The sequence below is a fragment of the Halomonas sp. AOP25-F1-15 genome (assembly GCF_052378675.1).
GTDB lineage: Bacteria > Pseudomonadota > Gammaproteobacteria > Pseudomonadales > Halomonadaceae > Vreelandella > Vreelandella casei.
Genome location: NZ_JBQSXV010000006.1, coordinates 192,408 through 215,363, shown reverse-complemented (window position 1 = coordinate 215,363; position 22,956 = coordinate 192,408). Strand labels below are relative to the sequence as shown.

General features: G+C 55.8%; 26 protein-coding genes. 4 read left to right on the top strand and 22 right to left on the bottom strand.

The features are described from left to right. Position 1 precedes the first annotated feature (1 nt). The 6 genes from ACT3TF_RS13255 to ACT3TF_RS13230 all read right to left on the bottom strand — a co-directional run bounded on the left by ACT3TF_RS13255 (position 2) and on the right by ACT3TF_RS13230 (position 5,295). Positions 2 to 682: an FKBP-type peptidyl-prolyl cis-trans isomerase gene (locus tag ACT3TF_RS13255; protein ID WP_192536006.1), complete on the bottom strand. Its 681-nt coding sequence runs from the start codon at positions 680 to 682 to the stop codon at positions 2 to 4. Between the two features lie 131 nt (positions 683 to 813). Next, positions 814 to 1,257, bottom strand: coding sequence for a universal stress protein (locus ACT3TF_RS13250; protein WP_192536007.1), 444 nt, complete (start codon positions 1,255 to 1,257; stop codon positions 814 to 816). A 21-nt stretch (positions 1,258 to 1,278) separates the two neighbouring features. Continuing rightward, entirely contained in the window at positions 1,279 to 2,562 is a 1,284-nt protein-coding gene (locus ACT3TF_RS13245; protein ID WP_192536008.1) for a TRAP transporter large permease, read from the bottom strand. Between the two features lie 30 nt (positions 2,563 to 2,592). Next, positions 2,593 to 3,171, bottom strand: a complete 579-nt coding sequence (locus ACT3TF_RS13240) for a TRAP transporter small permease (RefSeq protein ID WP_192536009.1) — start codon at positions 3,169 to 3,171, stop codon at positions 2,593 to 2,595. A 281-nt stretch (positions 3,172 to 3,452) separates the two neighbouring features. Further along, the gene (locus ACT3TF_RS13235; RefSeq protein WP_192536010.1) at positions 3,453 to 4,499 is read right to left on the bottom strand and encodes a TRAP transporter substrate-binding protein; all 1,047 of its coding nucleotides are present in this window, start codon (positions 4,497 to 4,499) and stop codon (positions 3,453 to 3,455) included. Between the two features lie 208 nt (positions 4,500 to 4,707). Next, entirely contained in the window at positions 4,708 to 5,295 is a 588-nt protein-coding gene (locus tag ACT3TF_RS13230) for a TIGR02444 family protein (RefSeq protein WP_192536011.1), read from the bottom strand. A 31-nt stretch (positions 5,296 to 5,326) separates the two neighbouring features. Between ACT3TF_RS13230 and ACT3TF_RS13225 the strand changes: the two genes are divergently transcribed. Continuing rightward, positions 5,327 to 7,303, top strand: a complete 1,977-nt coding sequence (locus ACT3TF_RS13225; protein ID WP_444672335.1) for an ATP-binding cassette domain-containing protein — start codon at positions 5,327 to 5,329, stop codon at positions 7,301 to 7,303. Between the two features lie 16 nt (positions 7,304 to 7,319). Here ACT3TF_RS13225 and dtd read toward each other — a convergent pair whose 3' ends face one another. From dtd to ACT3TF_RS13185, 8 genes are all read right to left on the bottom strand, one after another. Further along, positions 7,320 to 7,757, bottom strand: coding sequence for a D-aminoacyl-tRNA deacylase (dtd, locus tag ACT3TF_RS13220; protein ID WP_444672344.1), 438 nt, complete (start codon positions 7,755 to 7,757; stop codon positions 7,320 to 7,322). Between the two features lie 47 nt (positions 7,758 to 7,804). Then, a complete protein-coding gene (locus tag ACT3TF_RS13215; RefSeq protein ID WP_444672334.1) occupies positions 7,805 to 8,386 on the bottom strand; it encodes a chalcone isomerase family protein in 582 nt (193 codons plus the stop codon). Positions 8,387 to 8,473: 87 nt separating this feature from the next. Further along, positions 8,474 to 9,295: a bifunctional hydroxymethylpyrimidine kinase/phosphomethylpyrimidine kinase gene (gene thiD / locus ACT3TF_RS13210; protein WP_444672333.1), complete on the bottom strand. Its 822-nt coding sequence runs from the start codon at positions 9,293 to 9,295 to the stop codon at positions 8,474 to 8,476. Between the two features lie 9 nt (positions 9,296 to 9,304). Continuing rightward, positions 9,305 to 10,720: a TRAP transporter large permease gene (locus ACT3TF_RS13205; protein WP_096277033.1), complete on the bottom strand. Its 1,416-nt coding sequence runs from the start codon at positions 10,718 to 10,720 to the stop codon at positions 9,305 to 9,307. Next, complete coding sequence (locus ACT3TF_RS13200; protein ID WP_096277031.1) at positions 10,720 to 11,268, bottom strand: TRAP transporter small permease subunit; 549 nt, start codon at positions 11,266 to 11,268, stop codon at positions 10,720 to 10,722. The genes ACT3TF_RS13205 and ACT3TF_RS13200 overlap by 1 nt, the downstream gene beginning before the upstream one ends. Positions 11,269 to 11,380: 112 nt before the next feature. Beyond that, on the bottom strand, positions 11,381 to 12,226 hold the full coding sequence (locus ACT3TF_RS13195) for an endonuclease/exonuclease/phosphatase family protein (RefSeq protein WP_255249083.1): 846 nt from the start codon (positions 12,224 to 12,226) through the stop codon (positions 11,381 to 11,383). A gap of 14 nt (positions 12,227 to 12,240) precedes the next feature. Beyond that, positions 12,241 to 12,873, bottom strand: coding sequence for a thiol:disulfide interchange protein DsbA/DsbL (locus tag ACT3TF_RS13190; protein ID WP_096277028.1), 633 nt, complete (start codon positions 12,871 to 12,873; stop codon positions 12,241 to 12,243). Positions 12,874 to 13,005: 132 nt separating this feature from the next. After that, complete coding sequence (locus ACT3TF_RS13185) at positions 13,006 to 13,632, bottom strand: c-type cytochrome (protein WP_441684451.1); 627 nt, start codon at positions 13,630 to 13,632, stop codon at positions 13,006 to 13,008. A gap of 248 nt (positions 13,633 to 13,880) precedes the next feature. Here ACT3TF_RS13185 and yihA point away from each other — a divergent pair, with 248 nt between their 5' ends. After that, on the top strand, positions 13,881 to 14,519 hold the full coding sequence (gene yihA / locus ACT3TF_RS13180) for a ribosome biogenesis GTP-binding protein YihA/YsxC (protein WP_096277023.1): 639 nt from the start codon (positions 13,881 to 13,883) through the stop codon (positions 14,517 to 14,519). A gap of 8 nt (positions 14,520 to 14,527) precedes the next feature. Here yihA and ACT3TF_RS13175 read toward each other — a convergent pair whose 3' ends face one another. The 7 genes from ACT3TF_RS13175 to argH are packed head-to-tail and all read right to left on the bottom strand — an operon-like array spanning position 14,528 to position 20,577. Beyond that, on the bottom strand, positions 14,528 to 15,265 hold the full coding sequence (locus ACT3TF_RS13175) for an HAD family hydrolase (RefSeq protein WP_096277021.1): 738 nt from the start codon (positions 15,263 to 15,265) through the stop codon (positions 14,528 to 14,530). Then, positions 15,262 to 16,173 (bottom strand): tyrosine recombinase XerC, encoded by a 912-nt coding sequence (locus ACT3TF_RS13170; RefSeq protein WP_096277019.1) that lies wholly within the window; start codon positions 16,171 to 16,173, stop codon positions 15,262 to 15,264. Before ACT3TF_RS13170 ends, ACT3TF_RS13175 begins: the two co-directional genes overlap by 4 nt. Next, positions 16,166 to 16,876 (bottom strand): DUF484 family protein, encoded by a 711-nt coding sequence (locus tag ACT3TF_RS13165; protein ID WP_096277017.1) that lies wholly within the window; start codon positions 16,874 to 16,876, stop codon positions 16,166 to 16,168. Before ACT3TF_RS13165 ends, ACT3TF_RS13170 begins: the two co-directional genes overlap by 8 nt. Positions 16,877 to 16,892: 16 nt before the next feature. Next, the gene (gene dapF, locus ACT3TF_RS13160; RefSeq protein WP_096277015.1) at positions 16,893 to 17,726 is read right to left on the bottom strand and encodes a diaminopimelate epimerase; all 834 of its coding nucleotides are present in this window, start codon (positions 17,724 to 17,726) and stop codon (positions 16,893 to 16,895) included. Then, positions 17,726 to 18,997, bottom strand: a complete 1,272-nt coding sequence (gene lysA / locus ACT3TF_RS13155; protein WP_096277013.1) for a diaminopimelate decarboxylase — start codon at positions 18,995 to 18,997, stop codon at positions 17,726 to 17,728. Before lysA ends, dapF begins: the two co-directional genes overlap by 1 nt. 33 nt (positions 18,998 to 19,030) lie before the next feature. Beyond that, positions 19,031 to 19,174, bottom strand: coding sequence for an LPS translocon maturation chaperone LptM (gene lptM, locus ACT3TF_RS13150; RefSeq protein WP_096277011.1), 144 nt, complete (start codon positions 19,172 to 19,174; stop codon positions 19,031 to 19,033). Continuing rightward, on the bottom strand, positions 19,171 to 20,577 hold the full coding sequence (argH, locus tag ACT3TF_RS13145; protein WP_096277009.1) for an argininosuccinate lyase: 1,407 nt from the start codon (positions 20,575 to 20,577) through the stop codon (positions 19,171 to 19,173). The genes lptM and argH overlap by 4 nt, the downstream gene beginning before the upstream one ends. Before the next feature lie 159 nt (positions 20,578 to 20,736). On the opposite strand from argH, the gene hemC reads away from it, so the two are divergent. After that, entirely contained in the window at positions 20,737 to 21,681 is a 945-nt protein-coding gene (hemC, locus tag ACT3TF_RS13140) for a hydroxymethylbilane synthase (RefSeq protein ID WP_192536015.1), read from the top strand. After that, positions 21,678 to 22,457: a uroporphyrinogen-III synthase gene (locus tag ACT3TF_RS13135; protein ID WP_096277005.1), complete on the top strand. Its 780-nt coding sequence runs from the start codon at positions 21,678 to 21,680 to the stop codon at positions 22,455 to 22,457. Before hemC ends, ACT3TF_RS13135 begins: the two co-directional genes overlap by 4 nt. Positions 22,458 to 22,622: 165 nt before the next feature. Here the strand turns inward: ACT3TF_RS13135 and ACT3TF_RS13130 are convergent, their stop codons facing one another. After that, positions 22,623 to 22,955 (bottom strand): hypothetical protein, encoded by a 333-nt coding sequence (locus ACT3TF_RS13130; RefSeq protein WP_444672332.1) that lies wholly within the window; start codon positions 22,953 to 22,955, stop codon positions 22,623 to 22,625. Position 22,956: the final 1 nt, after the last annotated feature.

Sequence of the window (22,956 nt, the reverse complement as noted above, 5' to 3'; positions counted from 1 at the left end):
CTTATTCGACGCCTAGCAGTTCAACGCGGAAGGTAAGCATCTCATTGGGTCCAATCGGGCCCTGGCCGTTTTCGCCGTAGGCAAGCTCAGCCGGGATATACAGCATCCAGCTATCGCCCACGCTCATCAGCTGCAGCGCTTCCTGCCAACCTTCAATCACTTGATTGGTCTGAAAGCTTACCGCCTCGCCACGTTCAAATGAGCTATCAAAGACCGTGCCATCCAACAGCATACCTTCGTAGTTCACTTCAACAGTGTCTTCAGCACCTGGGGTCGCGCCGTCACCAGATTCAAGCACTTCATACTGAAGGCCAGAATCTGTCACCGTGACTTCTTCACGCTCAGCGTTCTCGGCTAGAAAGGCTTCGCCTTCATCAAGATTCATCTGCGCCATTTCTTCGGCTTCAGCTTCACGTGCCTGCATCGACTGCTCTTGGAAAGCCATTAACGCTTCGGTCATCTCTTCTTCCGTCAGCGCGAGCTCAGCATCTTCAAAAACATCGCGCATGCCGTCGTTAAAGGCATCCAAATCAAGGTCTTCAATATCCGCCTGCATGCTTTCACCCAGGGTAACACCCAGGCTATAAGCCAAACGCTGTTCGTCGGTTTCTGGCGCTGCTGCTGCAAAAGGGGCGACCAAAAGCAGCCCCGTAAGAGCCGTTGTAGAAAGCAGTAGTTTCATGAAAGATCCTTTTAAAGCGGCGCCGAACGCCTATCAGTGTCACCCAAAGACTAACACCCACCGCTCGTCAAATGCATCTGCCGAGCGGTGGGTGTTTAATAAGACCACAAAATACTAAAGAGGTTTAGCGATTAAACCACCAGCGTTGGACAATCCGCCGCGCCCGCTACACGCTGGGAGACGCTGCCAAGTAACGGATTTTTTTCGCCATTGGTGCCCTGTGCACCAATGACAATAAGGTCACATTCACGCTTATGGGCAAAACGCACGATGATCCGCGAAGGGCGACCGCCCTTTACAAAAGCCCGCACGCGGGAAGCATCAGCGCCAAGCTCAACAGCATGGGATTTCGCATGGACGGCAATTTCCGTGGCGTACTCTTTTAACGCATCGTCGGGAAGATCCAGCTGGCTGGGCCGCACCATAGAAAGTGAGGCTTCCAACAGGCTGTGGTGCTTAAAAACGCACAGTAAATAAAGCTCAGCACCGGTCAGCAAATGCAGCCCCACCGCTTTTTCCAACGCCTTGATAGCGCCTTTTGAGCCATCCACCGGGACTAAAATGCGATTAAACATTCGTGTACTCCTCGTGGCCGCTTACCGAAAGGCAACATCACGCAGAAACAGCGCAATCTGCGGGAACATGATCAGCAGCGCGGCGGCCAAGATCAGCATGAAGATGAACGGCGGCGTGCCTTTAATGACATCCCAATAAGGGCGTTTAAAAATCGCAATGGCGGTAAATATATCGCACCCAAAGGGCGGTGTTGCCGACCCTATCGCCACCTGCAGGGTAATTAATATACCCACCAACACCGGATCTAAGCCCGTTGCAGCAATGGCCGGCGCAAAAATCGGCGTTAACACCAAAATGACCACAATCGGGTCGACAAACATACACGCCACAAAGAACGAGATACAAATGGCAATCAAAACGCCCGTTGGCCCAGCGTCATTGACACCCACCGTTTCCAAGATCATCTGCGGAATTTGCGCGAAAGAGATAATCCACGAAAAGCCATTACCGACAGCGACCAAGATAAACACCACGGCCGTAATCAGGCCCGTCGATTTGGCGATAGCATAAATGTCGTGCATCTTCAGCGAACGAAACACCACAAACTCTAGCAAGATGGCGTACAACACGCAGGCAGCAGCGGCTTCGGTTGGACTAAACACACCCCCGTAAATACCGCCTACGATAATGACCGGAAAGCCTAGCGGCCAAAGCGCTTGTTTTACCGCCAATGCGCGCTCTTTCCAGCTCGCCTTTGGCTCGGTAGGCACGTCTTTAACGATGGCATACACAATGCTATAGGCGGAAAACATCACCAGAATCATTAACCCTGGCCCAATCCCCGCAATGAACAGTTCACCAATGGATGTACCTGAGATTACCCCATAGATGATCATGCCAATGCTGGGGGGAATCAAAAAGGCGATGTCACTGGCGTTAATGATTAGCGCTAACGTAAATGAATCGGAATAGCCTGCCTTAAGCATCTTGGGCCGCAGCGGTGAGCCAACGGCCACCACCGTTGCCTGCGTTGAGCCAGAAACAGCGCCAAACAGCGTACATGAGGCAGCGGTACTGACGGCTAGGCCACCTTTGATATGGCCGATAAACGACATGACCATTTCGATCAAACGGTTAGCCGACTGCCCGCGGGTCATAATGTCCGCGGCTAGGATAAACATCGGCACGGCAATTAATGAGGCGGGGCGTATGCCTGCCATCATCTGTTGGATCAGCGTATCCATCTGTCCAAAGCCGTTAAACATCATATAAAAACCAATTACCGCGGCGGTAATTAGCGGAATCATCATAGGAAAGCCCAGCAGCAGCAGGGCAATCATAGCGGTGACCATTATCGTCGTCATATCTGTTCCCCTAGAGTGCAATGCCCTGCATCAGACTTCAGTTTCGGTATCTTTGTAACCATCCACGACGCCCGTCGAGAGATACACATCGTCAGAGGTGACGTTTTTAACCGCCGTCAGCAAATACTGAATACCGGTAATCAAAAACCCCATTGGCACCCACAGGTAAATAATCCATACAGGCAGCCCCAGCGATGGCAGAACGCGACCTTTGCTGTATAGATCAAGAATATAAACGATTGAATAGTAAAGCAAAAAGAACATCACTAGGGATGTAAACAGGGCGATAAAGATCATCAATACTTTGCGCCCACCGACCGGCAACGCATCGTAGATAGCCGACATGCGGATATGACGACCATGGCGGGCGGCATAGCCGATGCCTGCAAAGGTAATCATGATGATCAAAATCCGGTTTAGCTCACCGGAGAACATAATACTGTTACTAAAGACAAAGCGCGCAATGACATTGGTGACCGTATTCAGTGCCATTAGCAAAACGCCTACCGCAAGAATAACGGCTTCAATTTTGCTAATTGCAGTGTCGATCACTCCCAATATCCCCGGCAAACCGGAGTGGTAGCTATTTTCCATCTCTTCATCGGTCATGGCCTGACTCCTCTCTAATGGCTCTAACGGCAGCTCAATGCCCTCAGTACAATCAATACAGCGTTTTCCAGACCCGTCTCGCGCTATTGAGCAAGAGATTATCGCTAGCGTAACGGCATGCTGATGCAGATGTTTCAACGCTAGATGTACGTAACCCACCCGTAGCGCTTACAAGCCCTAAAGTGAATATCCAACTCCACGTCGGCGCAACAAAAAAGGGGCAGCCTTCGCTGCCCCTTGGGTACATCACCCATTTTGCCCGTATGGCTTATAAGGGATGATTACTCGTTGGTAACGGTCTCAAGGTCTGCTTTAAACTGATCAAGCAGCGCTTGACCACCTTCACCGGTCATTTCAAGGAAGGCTTCTTCAACCTGCGGAGCACGCTCACGGAAGGCCTGAATCTGCTCTTCGTTCAGACGCGTCACCGTTACTTCATCAGACGCCGCCTGAATTTTTTCTAGCGCTTCATCGGCTAAGCCTTTGATGTGCTCAATCGTCTGATCATATGCGGCTTGTGAAGCTTCTTGCACCAGCGCTTGGTCTTCTTCAGACAGGCCTGCATAGAAATCCTGGTTGGCCATCATCGCGGTGGTAAACCAGCCGTGACCAGTGAACGTCAGGTGTGGCGATACTTCATACAGACCGCCTGATTCGATCCAAAAAATCGGGTTTTCTTGACCATCAAGAATACCGGTCTGCAGACCACCGTACACTTCACCCCACGGCAGCGGCGTAGGCGTTGCGCCGAAGGCATCGTAAGTTTCCGACAGCAGCGGGTTGGTCATGGTACGGATTTTCTTATTATCCATATCCTCCGGTGAGCTAATCGGCTCATTGGTAGTAATGACCATTTCGCCTTCTGGATACATTTTCAGCAGCTCTAGGCCTTGCTCGGCATAAAGCTCCGGAAACATTTCGTTGATGGCTTTGCTTTCGTCAAAGAACGTCAGCACAGTTTCTTCGTCGGTCGGCAGCAGGTAAGGAATAAAGAAAATTTGCGCTTCAGGGATCAGCGCCCCCGTGAAACCAGGCGACTGGTTCACAAACTGCAGGATGCCGTTCTGCGTCTGTTCCATAATGTCATCAGACTCGCCCAGCTCACCAAAACGATACACCTGCACCGTGTTGTCAGAATTTTCTTCAATATATTCTTTAAAGGCATAGGCAAAGACATCTTGAACGTCGCCTTCGTACTCTTCGTGAGCGTAACGCCAGTTGTCTGCTTGTGCCACCGACGCCATGCCTAACAGCAGTGCGCCAACGCTGGCAGTAGTGATTAACTTCGTGGTGACAGAACGAGTAGAAACGGTTTTGCTTGCCTTCATGCGATGTTCCCCTTGCAGTGGTAAGCGCGCGATACAAATGCGCAACATTATTTTTAAAGCGAACTGCTTAGCATCTAACGTTTAAAACCAACCCATCGTCGCGTTTCTCAACGCGGCATTATTGTTCGCTAATAGGCAAAAATGCGTCGTTAACTGCGTGCTAGCGGGCAAATAACGCTAGGTGATTCAAAACTAGCTTAAATTCAGGCTAGCGCGCTCCTTGATGAGGGTCAAGTTGACGAACGAGCGTTTGCAGCGCCTGAAGCGACGCCGAAGGCGTGTTTGAAGAACCAGTAAACTGGAAGGCTTTTTCACCATGATTCAGCTTTTTTTCAAGCCATTCAGCTACGTTAGAAGGCTTTTCAACGATGTTAGTGACGCATTTTTCATCGATTTTTACTTCCAAAGCCCATATTTGCCAACGTTGAAGGTTCTCACGTTCGGCCATCAGTTCCGCCTGTTTAATGGTCTTGCGCAGCGCTGCCACAGCTTCGTTCGAGGCAGCCGACGACGTTAAGTCGCGGCGCAGTGCGCGCAAAACATCCGTTACTCGAGCCTGCCAGTGAAGACGCTCCTTGCGCACGGCAGACACGGCTGTCGACACGGCTTCTAAGCCGCATGAATATAGCCAGCAATGAAACAACACTTCGCAAACATCTAATCCCGCCTCGTCCTGTAACGTTAAGCACGCCGCTTCAACGCCTGGCTTGGCGTAAAACGCGAGCGCAAAATCCCATAACGGTATCTGCTGCAAGCGCTGCAATCGGGTAGAATCAAGCGCAATAGAATCTGGCATCGTATGACCCACATTTTTTTCGGGAGAAGGCATGATCGCACTGCGCCAAGTCGCCCTGCAACGCGGCACGCAAACGCTACTCGACAACGCGGACGTTACTCTTAATAACGGGGTAAAGGCCGGCATTATCGGGGCAAACGGCGCCGGTAAATCGAGCCTGTTCAAACTCTTGCTGGGCGAGCTTGCGCCCGACCAGGGTGATGTCGAGATGAGCGGAGGCCAGCGTATTGCGCATATGGCCCAGGAAGTTGACGCGCTTGACCGGCCTATTATCGAGTATGTGCTCGACGGCGACCTGGCATTACGACAGGCCGAGGCCGACTTACTTGCCGCTCGTGAAGCCGACGACGCCCATCGCGAAGCCGAACTGCATGGCTTAATTGAAACGCTGGACGGCTACCGTGCTGCGTCCCGCGCGGCACAGCTGCTGGTCGGGCTTGGGTTCTTACAAGCTGACCTGACCCGCCCGCTGTCGGCGTTTTCCGGCGGGTGGCGAATGCGCGTCAATCTCGCCCGCACCCTTTTCATGCCTTCTGACTTGCTACTGCTGGACGAGCCCACCAACCATTTAGACCTGGATGCTTTACTGTGGCTGGAGCAGTGGCTGACCCGCTATCCCGGCACGCTGCTGCTGATTTCTCACGACCGCGACTTTTTAGATGCGGTGTGCGACCACATCGTGCATATGCACCACCAAACGCTGGAGCTTTACCGCGGCAACTACTCCCAGTTTGAGCGCACCCGCGCCGAAAAGCTTGCCCTTCAGCAAGCCGAAGCCGTCAAACAGCAGGCGCGTCGGGAAGAGATCGAGCGCTTTATCGCCCGCTTTAAAGCACAAGCGACCAAGGCGAAGCAGGCACAAAGCCGGGTCAAAATGCTTGAGCGCATGGAAGATATCGCCGTTGCCCACGTGGACTCCCCGTTCCACTTCACGCTGCCCGCTGCCGATAAAACGTCACGTCCGCTGCTGGTGCTGGATCAGGCTCAGCTAGGCTATCGCGGTAAAACGGACGACGGAAGTGACGATAACATCCAGCTGGACAAGGTCAACGTTACCCTGCTGCCCGGCAGTCGCATTGGCCTGCTAGGTCCTAACGGCGCTGGCAAATCGACGCTGATTAAATCACTGACTGGCGAGCTTGAGCTACTTAATGGCAAGCGCGTGCCCGGCGAGCATTTAGCGATTGGCTACTTTGCTCAGCATCAGCTTGAAAGCCTGGACGTTTCATCGACGCCCTTTGTGCATGTGCAGCGCCTCTCGCCCACCGCCAGTGATCAGGATATTCGCAATTTCCTGGGCGGATTTGGCTTTAAGGGCGACGATGCGTTTGGCGTCGTTGGTAACTTTTCCGGCGGCGAGAAGGCACGCCTTGCGCTTTCTTTAGTCGCTTGGCAGAAGCCTAACCTGCTCTTGCTCGATGAGCCGACCAACCACCTGGATTTGGAGATGCGCGAAGCATTAACCCAGGCGCTAGCAAGCTTTGAAGGCACGGTTATTCTGGTGTCTCACGACCGTCACCTGCTGCGGGCGACCGTGGATGAGTTCTGGCGAGTAGCCGATAATCGCGTCGAACCGTTTGACGGCGATCTAGAGGACTATCGGGTTTGGCTTAAAGCACGCCTGGAAGACAGCCGCCGCGATTCACGCGGTGAAAAGGCCGAACGTCAAAGCCAGCAGCCTAGCGGCGACAGCCGTGAAGCGCGCAAAGCATCCCGTAAAGCGGCCGCCGAACTGCGCGAAAAATTACGCCCGTTGAAAAAGCAGCGCGACCAAGCCGAAAAGGCCATGGAAAAGGCCCAGCAAGAACTGGAAGAGGTAGAACACGTGTTGGCTGACCCTGAACTCTACACAGACAGCGCACGTAAAGCGGAGTTGACCAAGACGCTTAGCCAACAGGCTGAGATTAAAGCACGGCTGGATGAGGCAGAGCGGCAGTGGCTCAGCGCCGAAGAAGCGCTAGAGACAATGGAAGCCGAGCTGCTGGCCAGCGAAGAAGCGGTTAGCTAGGCCTCGCCAGATCTCACTAGCTTTCCAGTAAAAACGTGACCGGGCCATCGTTGACCAGCGCTACCTGCATATCGGCACCAAACTCACCGGTGGCCACGTTAGGCCAAGCAGCGTTGGCCTGGGCGACAAGGAAGTCAAATAACCGCGCGCCTTCGTCCGGCGGCGCGGCGCTGGAAAAGCTGGGGCGCAGCCCTTTACGAGTATCCGCTGCCAAGGTGAACTGAGAAACAAGCAGCAGCCCGCCGTTCACCTGCTGAAGGTTTTGATTCATTTTACCGTCAGCATCGCTGAACACGCGGTAATGCAGCAGCTTATGCAACAGCTTGCTAGCGGACGCCTGGTCGTCGCCCTTTTCTACGCCCACCAGCGCTAGCAACCCATGCTCGATTGCCCCCACAGTTTGACCTTGCACCGCTACGCTGGCGCGCGTCACCCGCTGAATCAGCGCTTTCATCATGCTTCTCCTTGGCTGCTAACGACAGCGACTGCCGCCACTGCTCGCTAGCCTCTTCCTAACAGCGCATCGCGAAAATCTTCACCCAAAGGGCGCTCGCCTAGCCAGATACTAAACATGGCGCTGGCTAACTCAGCGTTATCCTCTGCAAACAGAACCTCGCCATTGAGCGCCAAACGTAGCTGCGTGCCGTCCCAGCTAAGTAGATAGCGGTCGCCGGGCACTACGTCACTATAGCGCTGATTAAGCTGCTCTAGGGGCGCTTCAATCTGAGTGAACTCATAAAGCGTCAGCGTGTCCCGCAGTGTTTCTTCCGTGGCTTCGGCAAAATCTGACGCTTTAATGGCATGGAAATAAGCCAGCTCTAGCCGCCTCGGCTGGTTACCCAGCGGCTGAGGTTGCGTATCACCTTCAAGCTGATAGTACGCTCCAGCGTAGGCGTTCCAGACCATATAGCGAAAAACGCCGCTGCCAATCAGCGTATAGCGCTGCCCGTTCTCGTCAACGACGCGTTCAAAACGCTCACCCCGCTCAGAAACGCTGCTGGCAAAGACAGCAGACGTTATCAACATCATACATATCGCCAGTAATGCGCCCAGCGCGGGATGATGGTTCAGCCTTAATCGCATGGTGATACCCTCCTGTTAACAGCGTTTTCTCGCAAACTCTCAGCGCAATACCTAATGCCTAATAAATCTTGCCAAACGGCGCTAGCGTTACCACCACGCATGAAAGTGATGCACTGGACCACGCCCTTTACCCACGTTTAGACGGGCACTTGCTTCTAATGCGGCATGCAGCCACTGCTTGGCCTCGCTAATCGCCATCACGGCTGCATTAGCGGGTGCTAAAGCCGACTGCTTGGCTAAACAGGCGGCGATCGCCGAAGAGAGCGCGCAGCCGGTACCGTGTAAGTTATCAGTATCAATACGCGACGCGGGCAGCCACTCATGGCCGCTGGGTGTTGCCAGCAAGTCAGGGCACGTCGCCCCGCGCAGGTGGCCGCCTTTGAGCACCACATACGGCGCGCCTAGCTGCATCAGCCCCGGCAACATTGCCTCCATTTCCTCTAAGCTAGTCGGCGAGGGTGAATCGAGCAGTACGGCTGCTTCTGGCAGGTTGGGAGTGATGACGTCGGCTAGCGGCACCAAAATATCCCGCACGGCTCGAATACCGGCGTCATCCACCAATATATCACCACTTTTGGCCACCATGACGGGGTCCAGTACGATCCAGCGCGGACGTTTCTGGCGCAGTACGTCAGCGATCACTTCGGCGACTTCGCGGCTAGCCACCATGCCAATTTTGACCGCGTCTAGCGTGACGTCTTGAAGCAAATGCTCTAGCTGTTCACGAATCACCTGCGGCGACACCGGATAAACTGACGCCACACCGCAGGTATTCTGGGCAATCACCGCCGTGATCACGTTGGTGCCATAGACCCCTAATGCTGAAAAGGTTTTCAGGTCTCCCTGCAGGCCTGCGCCCCCGGAAGGGTCAGAGCCTGCAATCGTCAGTACATTGGCAATAGGATGCATGCTTTCCCCTTACATCAACGAAGGCAGCCATGTGGCCAGTCCAGGGAATAGCGCCAGCGCTAACAGCATGCCGAGCTGCATGATGATAAACGGCACGACGCCGCGATAAATCGCCGATGTCGGCACACTTTGCGGTGTCACACCGCGTAAATAGAACAATGCGAATCCAAAGGGCGGCGTCAAAAAAGAGGTCTGGAGGTTGACGGCAATCATGATGCCCAGCCAGATGGGGTCAACCCCCATCGCTAATAGCACCGGACCAACAATGGGCACCACCACAAAGGTGATCTCGATAAAGTCGAGTATGAACCCGAGCAGGAAGATGACCAACATGACCACAATGGTAGCGCCCACCACCCCACCGGGCATCGAATCAAACATATGGTTGACCAGCTCTTCGCCACCAAACGCTCGAAATACCAGCGAAAACAGTGTCGCGCCAATCAGGATCAAAAACACCATGCTGGTTACCTGAGCGGTGGAGCGCACTACCTCACCCAGCATCGAAAAGCTTAACCGCCGATTGGCCGCTGCCAGCAGTAGCGCACCGAAGGCACCCACTGCTGAGGCTTCCGTGGGCGTGGCAAAGCCGCCCAAGATCGAGCCCAGCACGGCCACGATTAGCAGCACGGGCGGTAAAAGTCCTTTCAGTAGCAGCGGCCAGATACTGCCGGTGTGCCCCAACTCCTGCATCAATCCTTCACGATCCGCCGCCGGGGCCGTACTGGGCTTTAGCCACGCCACTGTAAGCAGATAGATAATATAGGCTAGCACCAGCAGCAGGCCCGGTACCAACGCGCCGACAAACAGATCGCCCACCGAAAGCGTCTTGGGGCTCCAAGCGCCCATCGATAGCTGTGCCTGCTGATAGGCATTGTTGAGAACATCACCTAGCAGCACCAAGGCGATGGAAGGCGGAATGATTTGACCCAGAGTGCCCGTGGCACAAATGGTCCCGGTCGCCAGTGCCGGTGAATAGCCGCGTTTGAGCATGGTGGGTAGCGAGAGCAGGCCCATGGTAACCACCGTTGCTCCCACAATACCGGTAGACGCGGCCAGCAGCATGCCCACCAATACCACCGCAATGCCCAGCCCGCCGCGCAGGGCGCCAAATGCCATGGTCATCGCATCCAGCAGCGTTTCCGCCACCCGTGACTTCTCAAGCAGGACACCCATCAGCACGAATAAAGGCACCGCCAGCAGGGTATTGTTCGTCATGATGCCGTAGATCCGGCTAGGCATTGAGCCCATCCAGCGTGCCTCGAAATGCACCGGAACGCCCAGCGATTGCAGCAACCAGCCTAATCCGGCAAAGGCCAGCGCCGTTCCCGCAAGCGACAGAGCCACCGGATAACCCAGCATCAAGACGCCGCATACCGCGGCAAACAGTAAAAGCGGCATGCCTTCCAATAAAATCGCCAGCACTAGACCATCTCCTCATGCACAGGGGCAGAACTGGATAGCTTGCCGCGGATAATCAGCACCTGACGTATCAGTTGCGCTACCGCCTGTAAAAGTAGCAGTGCCACCATTCCCAGAATCAGCGTTTTAAGCAGGAACACGGCCGGAATGCCGCCGTCCCCCGACCGCTCCATAATGGCCCAGCTGGTAATCACATAGTGGAAGCTTGAAATGGCGATAAATGACATGACGGGAATCAGCAGAAATAGCGTGCCGAGCAGGTCGACCCACGCGCGGCCACGCTCAGACATCTTGCGGTAAAAGATATCGACCCGCACATGGCCATCGTGACGTAGCGTCCATCCGGCGCCGAGCATGAACACGGCGGCGTGCATGTACATCACCGACTCTTGCATCACGATGCTATTGATACCGAAAATATAGCGCAGCACGACGATGGCGAACTGCACCAGCATCATTATCACAACCAGCCAGGCAATGGCCCGGCCCACTCCCTCAGTCACGCAGTCGAGCCAGCGCAGCAAGCGCGGCTCATGGGCATTGGCGAGCATGTTAAATGTCCTGGAAAAGAAACGGCCCAGAATCATCGCTGATTCTGGGCCGAACGTCATCCCTAAAAAGGTCTGGGTGGGCCATAAAGCGGCCTAAATTGCTCTTAGCAGCTTATTGAGTTGCGCTGGGTGCGGGTGTCGCCTTTTTAATAGCCAGTAGGCAGGCGGCTGGTAAGGGTAAATCAACCGCAATCGGCAAGTGATCCGAAAACAGGTGATCCATTACCCGCACCTCAGCGGCCTCCAGGGTTTGCGATAGCAAAATGTGATCCAACGCTTGCCTGGGCTGCCACGATGGGTAGCTCAATAAAGGTGTAACGGGATGCAGCGGCAACGAGGTGCTGAATCGCTCATGGGCGTGCAGCTGAGCCGGAGTGCAATTCAGATCGCCCATCACCACCACATGCCGCAGTGGCTGGATGATCTCGCTTAAGTAGTTAAGCTGGCGCACCCGGCCACGATGGCTAAGCGCCAAATGTGCGACAAAAATATGTAACGCATCCGGCCCGTTACCAAAACGCACGTGAATGGCACCACGCCCAGGCAAGGTCCCGGGCAGGCGGTGCTCTTCAATTTTGGTGGGCACGAGACGCGAAAGCAGCCCGTTGCTGTGCTGGGCAAGGTGCCCAAGATTTCGGTTCAATTGCTTGAAGTGATGAGGAAATCCGGCCTTAGCCGCCAGGTATTCCACCTGGTTGATGCGGCTGGAGCGAAAGCTGCCGCCGTCGGCTTCCTGCAGACCGACGACATCAAACTGGCCCAGCACGTCGCTCATCACATCCAGGCGTTTCACCCGTTTCCGATTAGGCAGAAAGTGCTGCCAGCTACGAGTGAGATAGTGATGATAAGCAGACGTCTGAATGCCCACCTGCAGATTGAACGTCAGCAGGCGCAAATGACCATCTTCTAACAGCGGCTTATGGGTGCTCGTGACGCTCGCTGTCTTATCAGCCTTCACTTCATTTGACACCGTTATTCTGCGCGCTCAGCACGCACTTGCTTAATCAACTCATCCGCAACCTGCGGCATGTTTTCAAGGCTGCCAGCAGAACTAGGCGTCACGACATAGCGGCCGTCAACCACCAGGGCCGGCACGCCCATTAGGCGCATTTCGCGCATACGGCTGTTGGCCTTGTTCACTTCACTACGTACACTAAACGCCGTTAGCGCTTGTTTCGCTTCTTCTTCACTCACGCCATAGTTGGCAAAGAACTCAGCGATATCATCAGGGTCGGTTAGTGACTGCTTTTCCTGATGAATGGCATTAAAGAAATCTGCGTGCAGCTCATCTTCGATACCCAGCGATTCAGCCGCATAGAAAGCGGTCGCATGGGTATTCCAATCGCCGCCCATGGTGGCAGGCATATGCACTACGCTGACGTCATCGTCGAGTGTTTCGTACCACTCATTAACCGGCGTTTGCAGACGGTAGCAGTGCGGGCAACCAAACCAGAATACTTCGGTCACTTCAATTTGGCCGTCTTCAACGTTCGTTTCTACCGGCGTCTCAAGAAGCTCATACTGCTGGCCTGCTACTAGTTCCTGGGCACTCACCGCCGCAGAAAGTCCGAGGCCAGCCATTGCGACCATTAGCGTTTTAAACATTGCGTGTATTCTCCATGGGTAAGCGAAGGATGTGACAGTCACTATAGTAGCGAGTTCCCTCCTCTACGACACATTACTAGCGCCCGACAAGGTTTCGCAATCCTGACAAAAAATCGTTTAGGCTCCCAAAGGCTAGTTCAGGCCTAACAAATAGTTAGCGACGGCTTGCATATCGTTATCGCTCATCTTGGCGGCAATATCTTGCATCATATTATTAGGGTCATTGTCACGCTCACCGGCAGCGAACGCCTGCAGCGTCGCGACCGTGTACTGCGCATACTGGCCAGAAAGCCCGGGGTAAACGGCACTGCCGATACCAACGCCAGTGGGCGAATGGCAGGCTGAACAAGCGGGTATGCCCTTAGACAGATCACCCGCGCGGTAAAGTTCTTCGCCACGGGCCAGCAAGTTGGCATCCTCATCGCTCGCTTGCCCAATATGGGTGTCTAATCCGGCGAGAAACGCCGCAACATCCCACGCATCCTGGTCTGAATAACTGTCCACTTGACCGGCCATTTGCGGCACCAAGCGATCGCCATCACGAATATCGATGATCTGCTTGGCCAGATAAGACATTTGTTGACCTGCCAAGTGAGGGAAGGCGCTCGCCGGGCTAATACCGGTTTGACCATGGCAAGCAGCGCACGTCTGCGCCCGCTCGCGGCCAGCGGATGCATCCGCATCGGCCTGGAAGTCCGCTTGGGCGTGCGCGACGCCAACGGCCATAGCAATGGCCAAGCTTGCCAGTAACTGTCTCATTACCCTTCCACATAGCGGTTTATATTTGACGAATGTGCTGGTCGCTGCCGACTAGAGCGCGATGGTACACTAGCGCCTCAGCTCGCAGAGATATACCGCTGGCATTATAACGAATCACCCCTGGCGGCGGGAATCAAAACCCTGGGCTGCTTTAGGGGTCACTCGTCGCGGCACTGCTCTATGCTCTGTCTTTCGTATCATGTGCGCCGAGCAGGCCGCTTTTATGTTCGTTTTTCAGGATCACATCCATGTCTACCCCTCATGATAGCCTTGTCGCTCGGCTGAACTACCCCACGGCAAGTTTTGTTATCAGCGCGCCTACCCTAGCGCTATGCCCTGACGATACCGGTGCAGAAGTTGCTTTTGCCGGGCGTTCGAATGCCGGAAAATCAAGTGCTATCAATGCATTAACGCAACAGAATGCCCTGGCGAGAACCTCTCGCACGCCGGGTCGTACCCAGTTAATCAACTTTTTCCGCGTCATGAACGACGACGCTAGAAGGCTGGTCGATCTACCGGGCTACGGCTACGCAAAGGTACCTGAGTCAGTCAAACTGGAGTGGCAAAAGCACCTAGCAGAGTATCTGCGTAACCGCTTTAGCCTGCGCGGGCTAGTGCTGTTGATGGATGTACGTCATCCGCTGACCGAGTTCGATCAAATGATGCTCAGCTATGCCGACCAGCGAGAAATGCCGGTGCATATTCTGCTGACCAAATCGGACAAGCTAAAGAAAGGCCCTGCCAACGCGGCATTGCAAAAAGTACGCTCGAGCCTCAAAGAGTGGGAAGACCTGGTGTCGGTACAGCTATTCTCATCGCTCAAACGCGACGGCGTGGACACGCTTTCAAAGAAGTTGGATCAGTGGCTACATACGCCGCCTGAATAGTTCGGCGCTTATACTTCGTTTTCTAGCAGCTTAAGCACGCTGGGCAGCTCTTTAATATGGGCGATGCGATGCACTCGCGGCGGCAGCACCTCGTCACCCGCTGCGGCAATCCATACGGCATGCATCCCCAGCTGCTGAGCAGGCAGAATGTCTTCCTCCCAAGAGTCACCTACGTGCATCGCGCATTCCGGCGCGACGTTGAGGCGTGCAAGCGCGGTAAGAAACGGCGTGGGGTCAGGTTTGGGCGCCAGCAACTCGCCCGCGGCAATGGCCACAGGGAAGTGAGCGGCCAGCGGCTGACGCGCCAAATGGATATTGCCATTGGTAATGGCGGCAAGCTGATAGCGCTCCGCCAATGCGGTCAATAGCCCCGTCGCTTCAGGATGAGGCGTTACCTGAATGCGCAGGCGATGAAACTCGTTCATCGCCGCAGCTGCCCACAGCAACGCGCCACTGCGCGTCAAACCCTGAGCTTCTAACTGAGCTTCCAGGGCGCGTAAGCGCAGCCATGTGAAGTCGCCACGCCGTTCGGGCACATCTTTAGCCAGCTGTAAGCGACGCTGCAGATAATCTTGTCCGCCGTTGACCGGGTCGAGCGCAAGGGCTGGCTCTTGACGCGCAGTACGCCATGCCCTGAGCGCGTCCAACAGCCAGCGGTAATGCCCTTCCTCAGTGCGTAACATCACGCCATGGTTGTCCCACAACGTATCGTCTAGATCGAAGGTAATGGCCTTCAGCACCGTCATGGCTTACTCCCAGGGCTGCGTTTGGCGCGCGGATGAGCGGCATCGTAGCTCGTTGCCAGGTGCTGCCAGTCGAGCCGCGTATAGATTTGGGTCGTCGAAAGATTAGCGTGGCCTAATAACTCTTGTACCGCGCGCAGGTCTTGGCTTGATTCCAGCAGATGGCTGGCAAAAGAGTGTCGCAGCCGATGAGGATGTAAATGCTCGGGCAAGCCGCGAGCAAGTGACAGCTGCGCTAAGCGCTTTTGAATAGCGCGATGCCCTAGCCGCGCACCGCGCTGGCCAACAAATAAAGCCAGTTCTCCCGCAGGCGCCAGCGCAGAACGACAGCCAAGCCAGTCGATCAGTGCCTGCTGGGCTCGGCGCCCAACCGGTACTTGGCGCGGCTTGCCTCCTTTACCGATGACCCTCACTCGGCTGCTTTGCAAATCACCCAAGTCCAGCGCAGCAAGCTCGGCTAAACGCAGGCCGCTGGAATAAAACAGCTCAAGAATGGCTTGATCGCGAGTGCCCAGCGGTGAGCCGTCGTGAGGGGTATCTAGAAAACGTGCCAGCGCATCGACATCAACCGGGCGCGGCAGATGGCTTGGCTGCTTCGGAGTGCGTAACAGCCCCACCGGGTTATCCACCAGCACGCCCTGTTTGACCAGATAATCCGCAAAGCGTGACAGCGCTGCCCGGCGCCGCGCCAGGCTTCGGGGCGCCAAGCCCCGGCTGCGTTCTGCGCCCAAAAAGGCGCGTAGCAGGGCGGTGTCTAGCGCAGCTGGATCTGTGACATCACGGCGATTCGTGAAGGTACATAGCGCCGCTAGGTCATGCTGATAGGCCGCCACGGTCGCCGGGCTGGCATGGGCCGCCAGCGCCGCTAAAAATGTCTCAATGCGATCTGCAATAGATGATGGCTTAGCCATGATCGCCTAGACGTATCAGCAGGCGCGCAACGATATCGCCTAGATACTCGGTGAACAGCGTGTCCATACTGGCTCGATAGGCATCGGGGCTGGGACTTGCCAGCACCAAGTAGCCAAGCGGATCGCCAGCAGAGAGACGCGAGATAGCGCACGAGCCGGCTTTGCGCGGTGCTTTAACATGGGGCAGCAAACACTTCCAATCGCTAACGCTGAGCTTAACGCAGCGGCTAGTGCGGCCATCCAACATAGCGGCTAGACGCGCACTAGCATGCTGGTCTAACACGTGGCGCGGCGGCTGGGGCGGCTGCGGCTCGGCATCGCTTAACGTGGCCGGGCACCACAGCGCCATGGCAGGGGTTTCAAAGCGCTCACTCAGCTGAGTCGCCAGCGCCTGTGCCAATGCATCGCGGTCTTGAGCCTCAACCAATGCAATCAGCGTTTCGCGTAGCCGACGATACTGAGACTCGTTATGGCGAGCGGTTTCTAACAAGTGCTCTAAACGACCCTCGGCGGTTTCAGCACGCTTACGCAGATCAAATACCAGCCGCTCCAGCAGCGACACAGCTCCCTCAATATTGGGATGCGGCACTTGCAGCTGCTGCAATAACCCTTCACGACCCACGAAAAAATCGGGATGCCGCGCCAGCCAGAACGCCACTTGATCAGGATCGAGCGTTTTGCGGGGTTCGGGGGCTTGTGACATCGCCGTTCTCCTCGAGTTAATTGAGTGCTACACGGCCATCAAAGACGCGCGTAGCCGGTCCCACCATTGTCAGCGACCCTTCAGGGTCGGGCCATTCAATGCTGAGTTCGCCACCGGGTAAATGCACTTTCACAGGGCTTTTCAGCAGCCCCTGACGAATGCCGCTGGCCACTGCCGCGCAGGCACCCGTACCGCAGGCTAGCGTTTCGCCGCTGCCGCGCTCATAGACGCGCAGGCGTATTTCGCTAGGTGAGAGTACCTGCATAAAGCCTACGTTAACACGCTTAGCAAAACGAGGATGCGCCTCAACCAACGGCCCAAGCCGCTCGACCGGCGCGCTATCAACGCTTTCGACCTGCAGCACCGCATGGGGATTGCCCATTGAGACGACGCCAATCTGCAGCGTGTCATCGCCCACATCTAGCCGGTGCAGCGGCTGGTCGCCCGGCGCATCAAAGGGCAAAGCCAGGGGGCTAAACCGCGGACGCCCCATATCAACACGCACCATTCCATCAAGCTGCACGGTTAATACCAGCGCCCCGCCCGCGGTTTCCACATGAATTTCATGTTTATGCGTCAGCCGCTGATCGCGTACAAAGCGAGCAAAGCAGCGCGCTCCGTTGCCGCAGTTTTCCACTTCACTGCCATCCGCATTGTAAATACGGTAGCGAAAATCCATGTCCGGGTCGCGGGGCGGCTCGACCACTAACAGCTGGTCAAAGCCAATGCCGAAACGGCGGTCTGCCAGCGCGCGAATTTGCGCCTCGTCCAGCCGGGCGCGCTGCGTCACGAGATCCACCATGACAAAGTCGTTACCCAAGCCATGCATTTTGGTGAAGTGCAGAAGCATCAGCGTTCCCCTTCGGGTAGCAACGCTTCGCCGGCCCACAGGCTCGCCACGGTTTCACGCGCCCGGACGACATGGCAGCTGTCGCCATCGACCATAAGCTCCGCGGCGCGAGGACGGCTATTGTAGTTTGAAGCCATCACAAAGCCGTAGGCGCCCGCCGAGCGCACCGCCAGCAGGTCGCCTTCCGCGATCGAAAGCTCGCGCTCTTTACCCAGGAAGTCGCCGGTCTCGCATACCGGGCCAACCACGTCGTAAAGCGCAGTCTCGCGCGCCTCGCGGGTGTCGACCGGCACAATTGCTTGCCATGCTTGATACAGCGCAGGGCGAATCAAATCGTTCATCGCCGCATCCACAATGGCGAAGTTTTTGGTCTCACCGGGCTTGAGAAACTCAACGCGCGTCAGCATTACGCCAGCATTGGCAGCAATCGAGCGTCCTGGCTCAAACAGTAGCGTCAGTGCTTCACCACCTTCCCAGCGCGATAGCCGTGCCAACAACTGGCTAGCGTAATCAAACGGCTGGGGTGGCTTTTCATCGCGATAGGTGACGCCCAAACCGCCGCCTAAGTCGAGGTGATCAATTTCGATGCCTCGCTCACGCAGGCGCTCCATCAGTACCAGCAGCCGCTCCAGTGCATCCAAAAACGGAGCCGTTTCGGTTAGCTGCGAACCGATATGGCAGTCCAACCCTTTGACCTGAAGATTAGGCAAACTGGCGGCTAGCTCATAGGCCGCCAACGCTTCGTCTATCGAGATGCCAAACTTATTATCTTTCAAACCCGTCGAGATATACGGGTGCGTACCCGCGTCAACGTCTGGGTTGACCCGCAGAGACACCGGCGCCACCTTGCCCTGCTCGCCCGCAACGCGATTTAAACGCTCAAGCTCTGGGCGCGACTCGACGTTAAAACACTTAATGCCCACGTCTAGCGCGCGGACCATTTCGTGGGGCTGCTTGGCTACGCCGGAAAACACCACCTTAGCCGGATCACCGCCGGCTTTAAGCACGCGTTCAAGTTCGCCGATCGAGACAATATCAAACCCTGCGCCAAGCTTGGCGAGCAGTCCCAGCACCGCCAAGTTAGAGTTGGCTTTTACTGCGTAACAAATCAGATGCGGATGACTGCCCAGCGCTTCAGTATAGGCCCGAAAATGACGTTCAAAGGTCGCTTTTGAATAGACGTAGCAAGGCGTGCCGTGTTCGTTAGCAATCCGTGACAGCGGCACATCTTCGGCGTACAGCACGCCATCGCGGTAGTTAAAATAATCCATGTGACTCTCCCCTTTTCCTAGGCCAACGGCGCTCTATTCAGCCGCGCGGCTAGGCTGCTCGTCAGACTGTTCGATGGCGGGCGCATCGTCCGGCAGATAAAGCGGCCCTTTTTGCCCACAGCCGGCTAAACCGGCCAGGCTTGCCACCAGCAGTACCATCAGTGCTAACGTTTTCATGCAGCACCCGCCTTGAGTGCGCTCAGCGCATCGCGCGCGCGCTGGGCAGCAGCACGCACTTGATTCGGTGCGGTGCCGCCAATGTGATTACGCGCGGCCACTGAACCTTCAAGGGTCAACACCTCGAAAACATCCTGCTCAATGATGTCGGAGAACTGCTTGAGCTCATCAAGACTCATTTCAGAGAGGTCTTTTTCCGTTTTAAGACCGTAGGCCACCGAGTGACCGACAATTTCATGGGCATCGCGGAAAGCAACACCTTTGCGAACCAGGTAATCGGCAAGATCCGTCGCGGTCGAAAACCCACGCCGCGCCGCTTCATACATGCTGGTTTTTTTCGGCTCAATGGCAGGCACCATATCGGCGAAGGCTTTCAAGCAGTCGCGCACGGTATCCACAGCGTCAAACAGCGGCTCTTTATCTTCTTGGTTGTCTTTATTGTAAGCCAACGGCTGGGATTTCATCAGCGTCAGCAGCGCCATTAAATGGCCGTACACACGGCCGGTTTTGCCGCGCACCAGCTCGGGCACGTCCGGGTTTTTCTTCTGCGGCATAATGGATGAGCCGGTGCAGAAGCGGTCGGGCAGATCGATAAAGTTGAACTGAGCGCTGGTCCACAGCACCAGTTCTTCGCTCATGCGCGATAGATGCATCAACAAAATACTGGCAAAGCTTGTGAATTCGATCGCGAAGTCACGATCTGACACGGCGTCTAGCGAATTTTCCGCCGGGCGATCAAAGCCTAGAAGCTCTGCGGTGACGTGGCGATCAATCGGATAGGTCGTTCCCGCTAGGGCAGCGGCGCCCAGCGGCATCACGTTGACGCGTTTGCGACAATCCAACAGACGCTCATGATCCCGCGACAGCATTTCTTGCCACGCTAAAATATGGTGGCCGAACGTTACCGGCTGAGCCGTTTGCAGGTGAGTAAAGCCCGGCATAATCGTATCGGCTTCACGATCAGCCAGCTCAATCATGCCTTCGCGCAGGCGCTTAAGCTCTACTTCAATGACGTCGATTTCATCGCGCATGAACAGGCGAATATCGGTGGCTACCTGGTCGTTGCGCGAACGCCCGGTGTGCAGCTTCTTGCCGGTAATACCAATCTTGTCGGTCAGCCGCGCCTCGATGTTCATGTGCACGTCTTCAAGCGGCACCGACCAGTTGAATTCGCCGCGCTCGATCTCGCCCTGAATCTCGTTCAGGCCGTTGATAATGGCGTCGCGCTCGTCATCGGTCAGTACGTCTACGCGGGCCAGCATGGTGGCATGGGCAATGGAGCCCTGAATATCCTGGCGGGCTAGGCGCTGATCAAAGGTGACAGACGCGGTAAAACGGGCAACAAAGGCATCGGTGGGCTCGCTAAAGCGACCGCCCCAAGACTGATTCGTAGCTTGGCTCATCGGAGATATATCCTGCTGACAAAACAATGGAGTCGTTGACGGAAAGTGTACCAGAGTCGCCCCGCTCAGCGGCATGCCGTTTTTACTGTGGCGCCCGGTGCTTTATGATAGGGGTATCATAGTGTGAGTCGCCGTGTCTGCGGTATAGGGGAGAATAACGTGCTATCAATTACCAAATTGCGCATTGCCACGCGTAAAAGCCAACTGGCCATGTGGCAGGCTGAGTACGTTCGTGACCGCTTAATGGCAGAGCACAGCGGCCTTGAGGTCGAACTTGTCCCCCTTTCTACTAAGGGCGATAAAATAATCGATACGCCGCTTTCTAAGATTGGTGGGAAAGGACTGTTCGTTAAAGAACTTGAAGATGCGATGCTTGATGGCCGTGCCGATATTGCCGTCCACTCCATGAAGGACGTGCCGATGAACTTTCCTGAAGGATTAGGCCTCTCGATCATTTTGGAAGGGGCCGACCCTACCGATGCGTTTGTGTCTAACCACTACGCAAGCCTCGATGAGCTGCCTGAAGGGGCGAGCATTGGCACTGCTAGCCTGCGCCGTGGCCTGCAAATGCGCGAAGTCCGTCCTGACCTACAAATTCTTAATCTGCGCGGCAACGTGCAAACACGACTCGCCAAATTAGACGCCGGCGATTTTGATGCCATTATTCTCGCCACTTCCGGTCTACAACGGTTGGGCCTGAACGCGCGAATTGCCCAGGCGTTGCCGCCGGAAGTATGCCTGCCTGCCTGTGGTCAAGGCGCGCTAGGCATTGAGTGCCGCCTGCATGATCCTGAGCTTATCAACCTGCTCGCACCACTGGATGATCCTGACACTGCCACCCGGGTACGCGCAGAAAGAGCGATGAATACACGACTCGACGGTGGCTGTCAGGTGCCTATCGCCGGACACGCAGTGCTAGACCTTGCCAACGAAACGCTGTGGCTACGCGGCTTAGTGGGAAACCCAGAGGGTACAGAAGTGCTTCGCGCCGAAGGCAGCGGCTCAATGCATGAGCCTGAGGCGCTGGGCATTCGCGTTGCAGAAGACCTGCTCGACCAAGGCGCAGGTGATATTTTGGAAGAGGTTTACGGTCGAGAAATATGAGCCAGCCAGTACTGATCTGCCGCCCTGGTGAGCGCGGAGAAGCGCTCGCCGCGGCGCTACGCGGCCAGGGCGGAAGCGTTGAATCACTCAATGTGATGCAGCTGGAAACGTTGCCAGAAAATGCTGCCATGCGCAGCACATGGCTAGATATTGATCAGTACCATAAGATAATCGTTATTAGCCCCTTCGCCGCCGTTTGCTTGGCCGAGGCATTAGACCGCTACTGGCCGCAGCTTCCCGTGGGGATTGACTACTACAGCGTCGGTAGCGCTACCGCGAGCACGCTTTATGATCAGCTGGGTGTGCGCGTACACGTGCCCCCAGCCGATGCGAGGGAAGACACCAGCGAAGCGCTGCTGGCACTGGCGTCGCTGCAGCAGCTGGCGCATCAGCGTATTCTATTAGTGGCAGGTGAAGGCGGCAGAACTCTGCTGGCAGAAACGCTCACCGCGCGGGGAGCAAAGGTAAGCCGCATCGCCGTTTACCGACGTACGCTTCAGCCCCTTGCACCCGCCCTACAGGCGTATTTATTTTCAGGTAATTATCGGGCGTTGATCGTCACCAGCAGCGAACTGCTGGAACATCTGGCAAAATGGTGCAATCAGGCGGCTTTCAACCAACCGCTAATCGTTTCCAGTCGCCGTTTGGCTACACTGGCTGGCATACTAGGTTTTTGTAACCTCAAGGTGGCGTCTGGAGCAACGTCGGCTGCGTTGATAGCGGCGTTGGAGACTTGCGACCCACAGGGTGCCGATGTCGATCAAGGAACTTACTAAGGGCTAGCGACAGATGAGCAAACAAGTAAATGATCAGGGCGATGTTCAACCGACATCCGCCGATGCCTCTCAAGGCATCCCTAAAACGACCGACACGGCCGCTGCGACTAGCCGCACGTCTGAGCCCAGCACGCCGACTACACCGCCGAGTTCACCGCCGCCCCCTCAAAGCGGTGCTAATAACCAAAGTGGTGCTAACAACCATCGTTCGCGGCGGCGTGGAAAAGGCGGCGCCAACAGCGCAGCTTCGTCGGCAGCCAGCACGGCGGCCACACCCTCGTCGACAGGCACTGCCGCGCCAAGTTCATCTTCCCAGGCCACAAGTTCACCTTCGCCCGCACAAAGTACCGCATCATCACCCAGCACGGCATCAGCAACGCCGACACCCCCAAAACCAACGCCATCAAAATCTTCGTCCGGTGGTACGCCACCGCCCAGCAATGCGGGTAAAGGCAGCGGTGGCGGTAAGGGCAGCCTCTTCGCTATTGTGCTGATCATT

Excerpts from the sequence above, each read along its gene's own strand:
- ACT3TF_RS13185 (WP_441684451.1), bottom strand. The coding sequence starts at position 13,632 with ATGAGACAGTTACTGGCAAGCTTGGCCATTGCTATGGCCGTTGGCGTC.
- ACT3TF_RS13245 (WP_192536008.1), bottom strand. The coding sequence starts at position 2,562 with ATGACGACGATAATGGTCACCGCTATGATTGCCCTGCTGCTGCTGGGC.
- dtd (WP_444672344.1), bottom strand. The coding sequence starts at position 7,757 with ATGAAAGCGCTGATTCAGCGGGTGACGCGCGCCAGCGTAGCGGTGCAA.
- ACT3TF_RS13135 (WP_096277005.1), top strand. The coding sequence starts at position 21,678 with ATGAGCCAGCCAGTACTGATCTGCCGCCCTGGTGAGCGCGGAGAAGCG.
- ACT3TF_RS13235 (WP_192536010.1), bottom strand. The coding sequence starts at position 4,499 with ATGAAGGCAAGCAAAACCGTTTCTACTCGTTCTGTCACCACGAAGTTA.
- ACT3TF_RS13200 (WP_096277031.1), bottom strand. The coding sequence starts at position 11,268 with ATGCTCGCCAATGCCCATGAGCCGCGCTTGCTGCGCTGGCTCGACTGC.
- ACT3TF_RS13215 (WP_444672334.1), bottom strand. The coding sequence starts at position 8,386 with ATGCGATTAAGGCTGAACCATCATCCCGCGCTGGGCGCATTACTGGCG.
- ACT3TF_RS13165 (WP_096277017.1), bottom strand. The coding sequence starts at position 16,876 with ATGTCACAAGCCCCCGAACCCCGCAAAACGCTCGATCCTGATCAAGTG.
- ACT3TF_RS13250 (WP_192536007.1), bottom strand. The coding sequence starts at position 1,257 with ATGTTTAATCGCATTTTAGTCCCGGTGGATGGCTCAAAAGGCGCTATC.
- ACT3TF_RS13175 (WP_096277021.1), bottom strand. The coding sequence starts at position 15,265 with ATGACGGTGCTGAAGGCCATTACCTTCGATCTAGACGATACGTTGTGG.
- yihA (WP_096277023.1), top strand. The coding sequence starts at position 13,881 with ATGTCTACCCCTCATGATAGCCTTGTCGCTCGGCTGAACTACCCCACG.
- ACT3TF_RS13170 (WP_096277019.1), bottom strand. The coding sequence starts at position 16,173 with ATGGCTAAGCCATCATCTATTGCAGATCGCATTGAGACATTTTTAGCG.
- ACT3TF_RS13240 (WP_192536009.1), bottom strand. The coding sequence starts at position 3,171 with ATGACCGATGAAGAGATGGAAAATAGCTACCACTCCGGTTTGCCGGGG.
- lptM (WP_096277011.1), bottom strand. The coding sequence starts at position 19,174 with ATGAAAACGTTAGCACTGATGGTACTGCTGGTGGCAAGCCTGGCCGGT.
- ACT3TF_RS13255 (WP_192536006.1), bottom strand. The coding sequence starts at position 682 with ATGAAACTACTGCTTTCTACAACGGCTCTTACGGGGCTGCTTTTGGTC.
- argH (WP_096277009.1), bottom strand. The coding sequence starts at position 20,577 with ATGAGCCAAGCTACGAATCAGTCTTGGGGCGGTCGCTTTAGCGAGCCC.
- thiD (WP_444672333.1), bottom strand. The coding sequence starts at position 9,295 with ATGCATCCTATTGCCAATGTACTGACGATTGCAGGCTCTGACCCTTCC.
- ACT3TF_RS13130 (WP_444672332.1), bottom strand. The coding sequence starts at position 22,955 with ATGATCAGCACAATAGCGAAGAGGCTGCCCTTACCGCCACCGCTGCCT.
- ACT3TF_RS13225 (WP_444672335.1), top strand. The coding sequence starts at position 5,327 with ATGATCGCACTGCGCCAAGTCGCCCTGCAACGCGGCACGCAAACGCTA.
- lysA (WP_096277013.1), bottom strand. The coding sequence starts at position 18,997 with ATGGATTATTTTAACTACCGCGATGGCGTGCTGTACGCCGAAGATGTG.
- ACT3TF_RS13190 (WP_096277028.1), bottom strand. The coding sequence starts at position 12,873 with ATGTTTAAAACGCTAATGGTCGCAATGGCTGGCCTCGGACTTTCTGCG.
- ACT3TF_RS13230 (WP_192536011.1), bottom strand. The coding sequence starts at position 5,295 with ATGCCAGATTCTATTGCGCTTGATTCTACCCGATTGCAGCGCTTGCAG.
- dapF (WP_096277015.1), bottom strand. The coding sequence starts at position 17,726 with ATGCTTCTGCACTTCACCAAAATGCATGGCTTGGGTAACGACTTTGTC.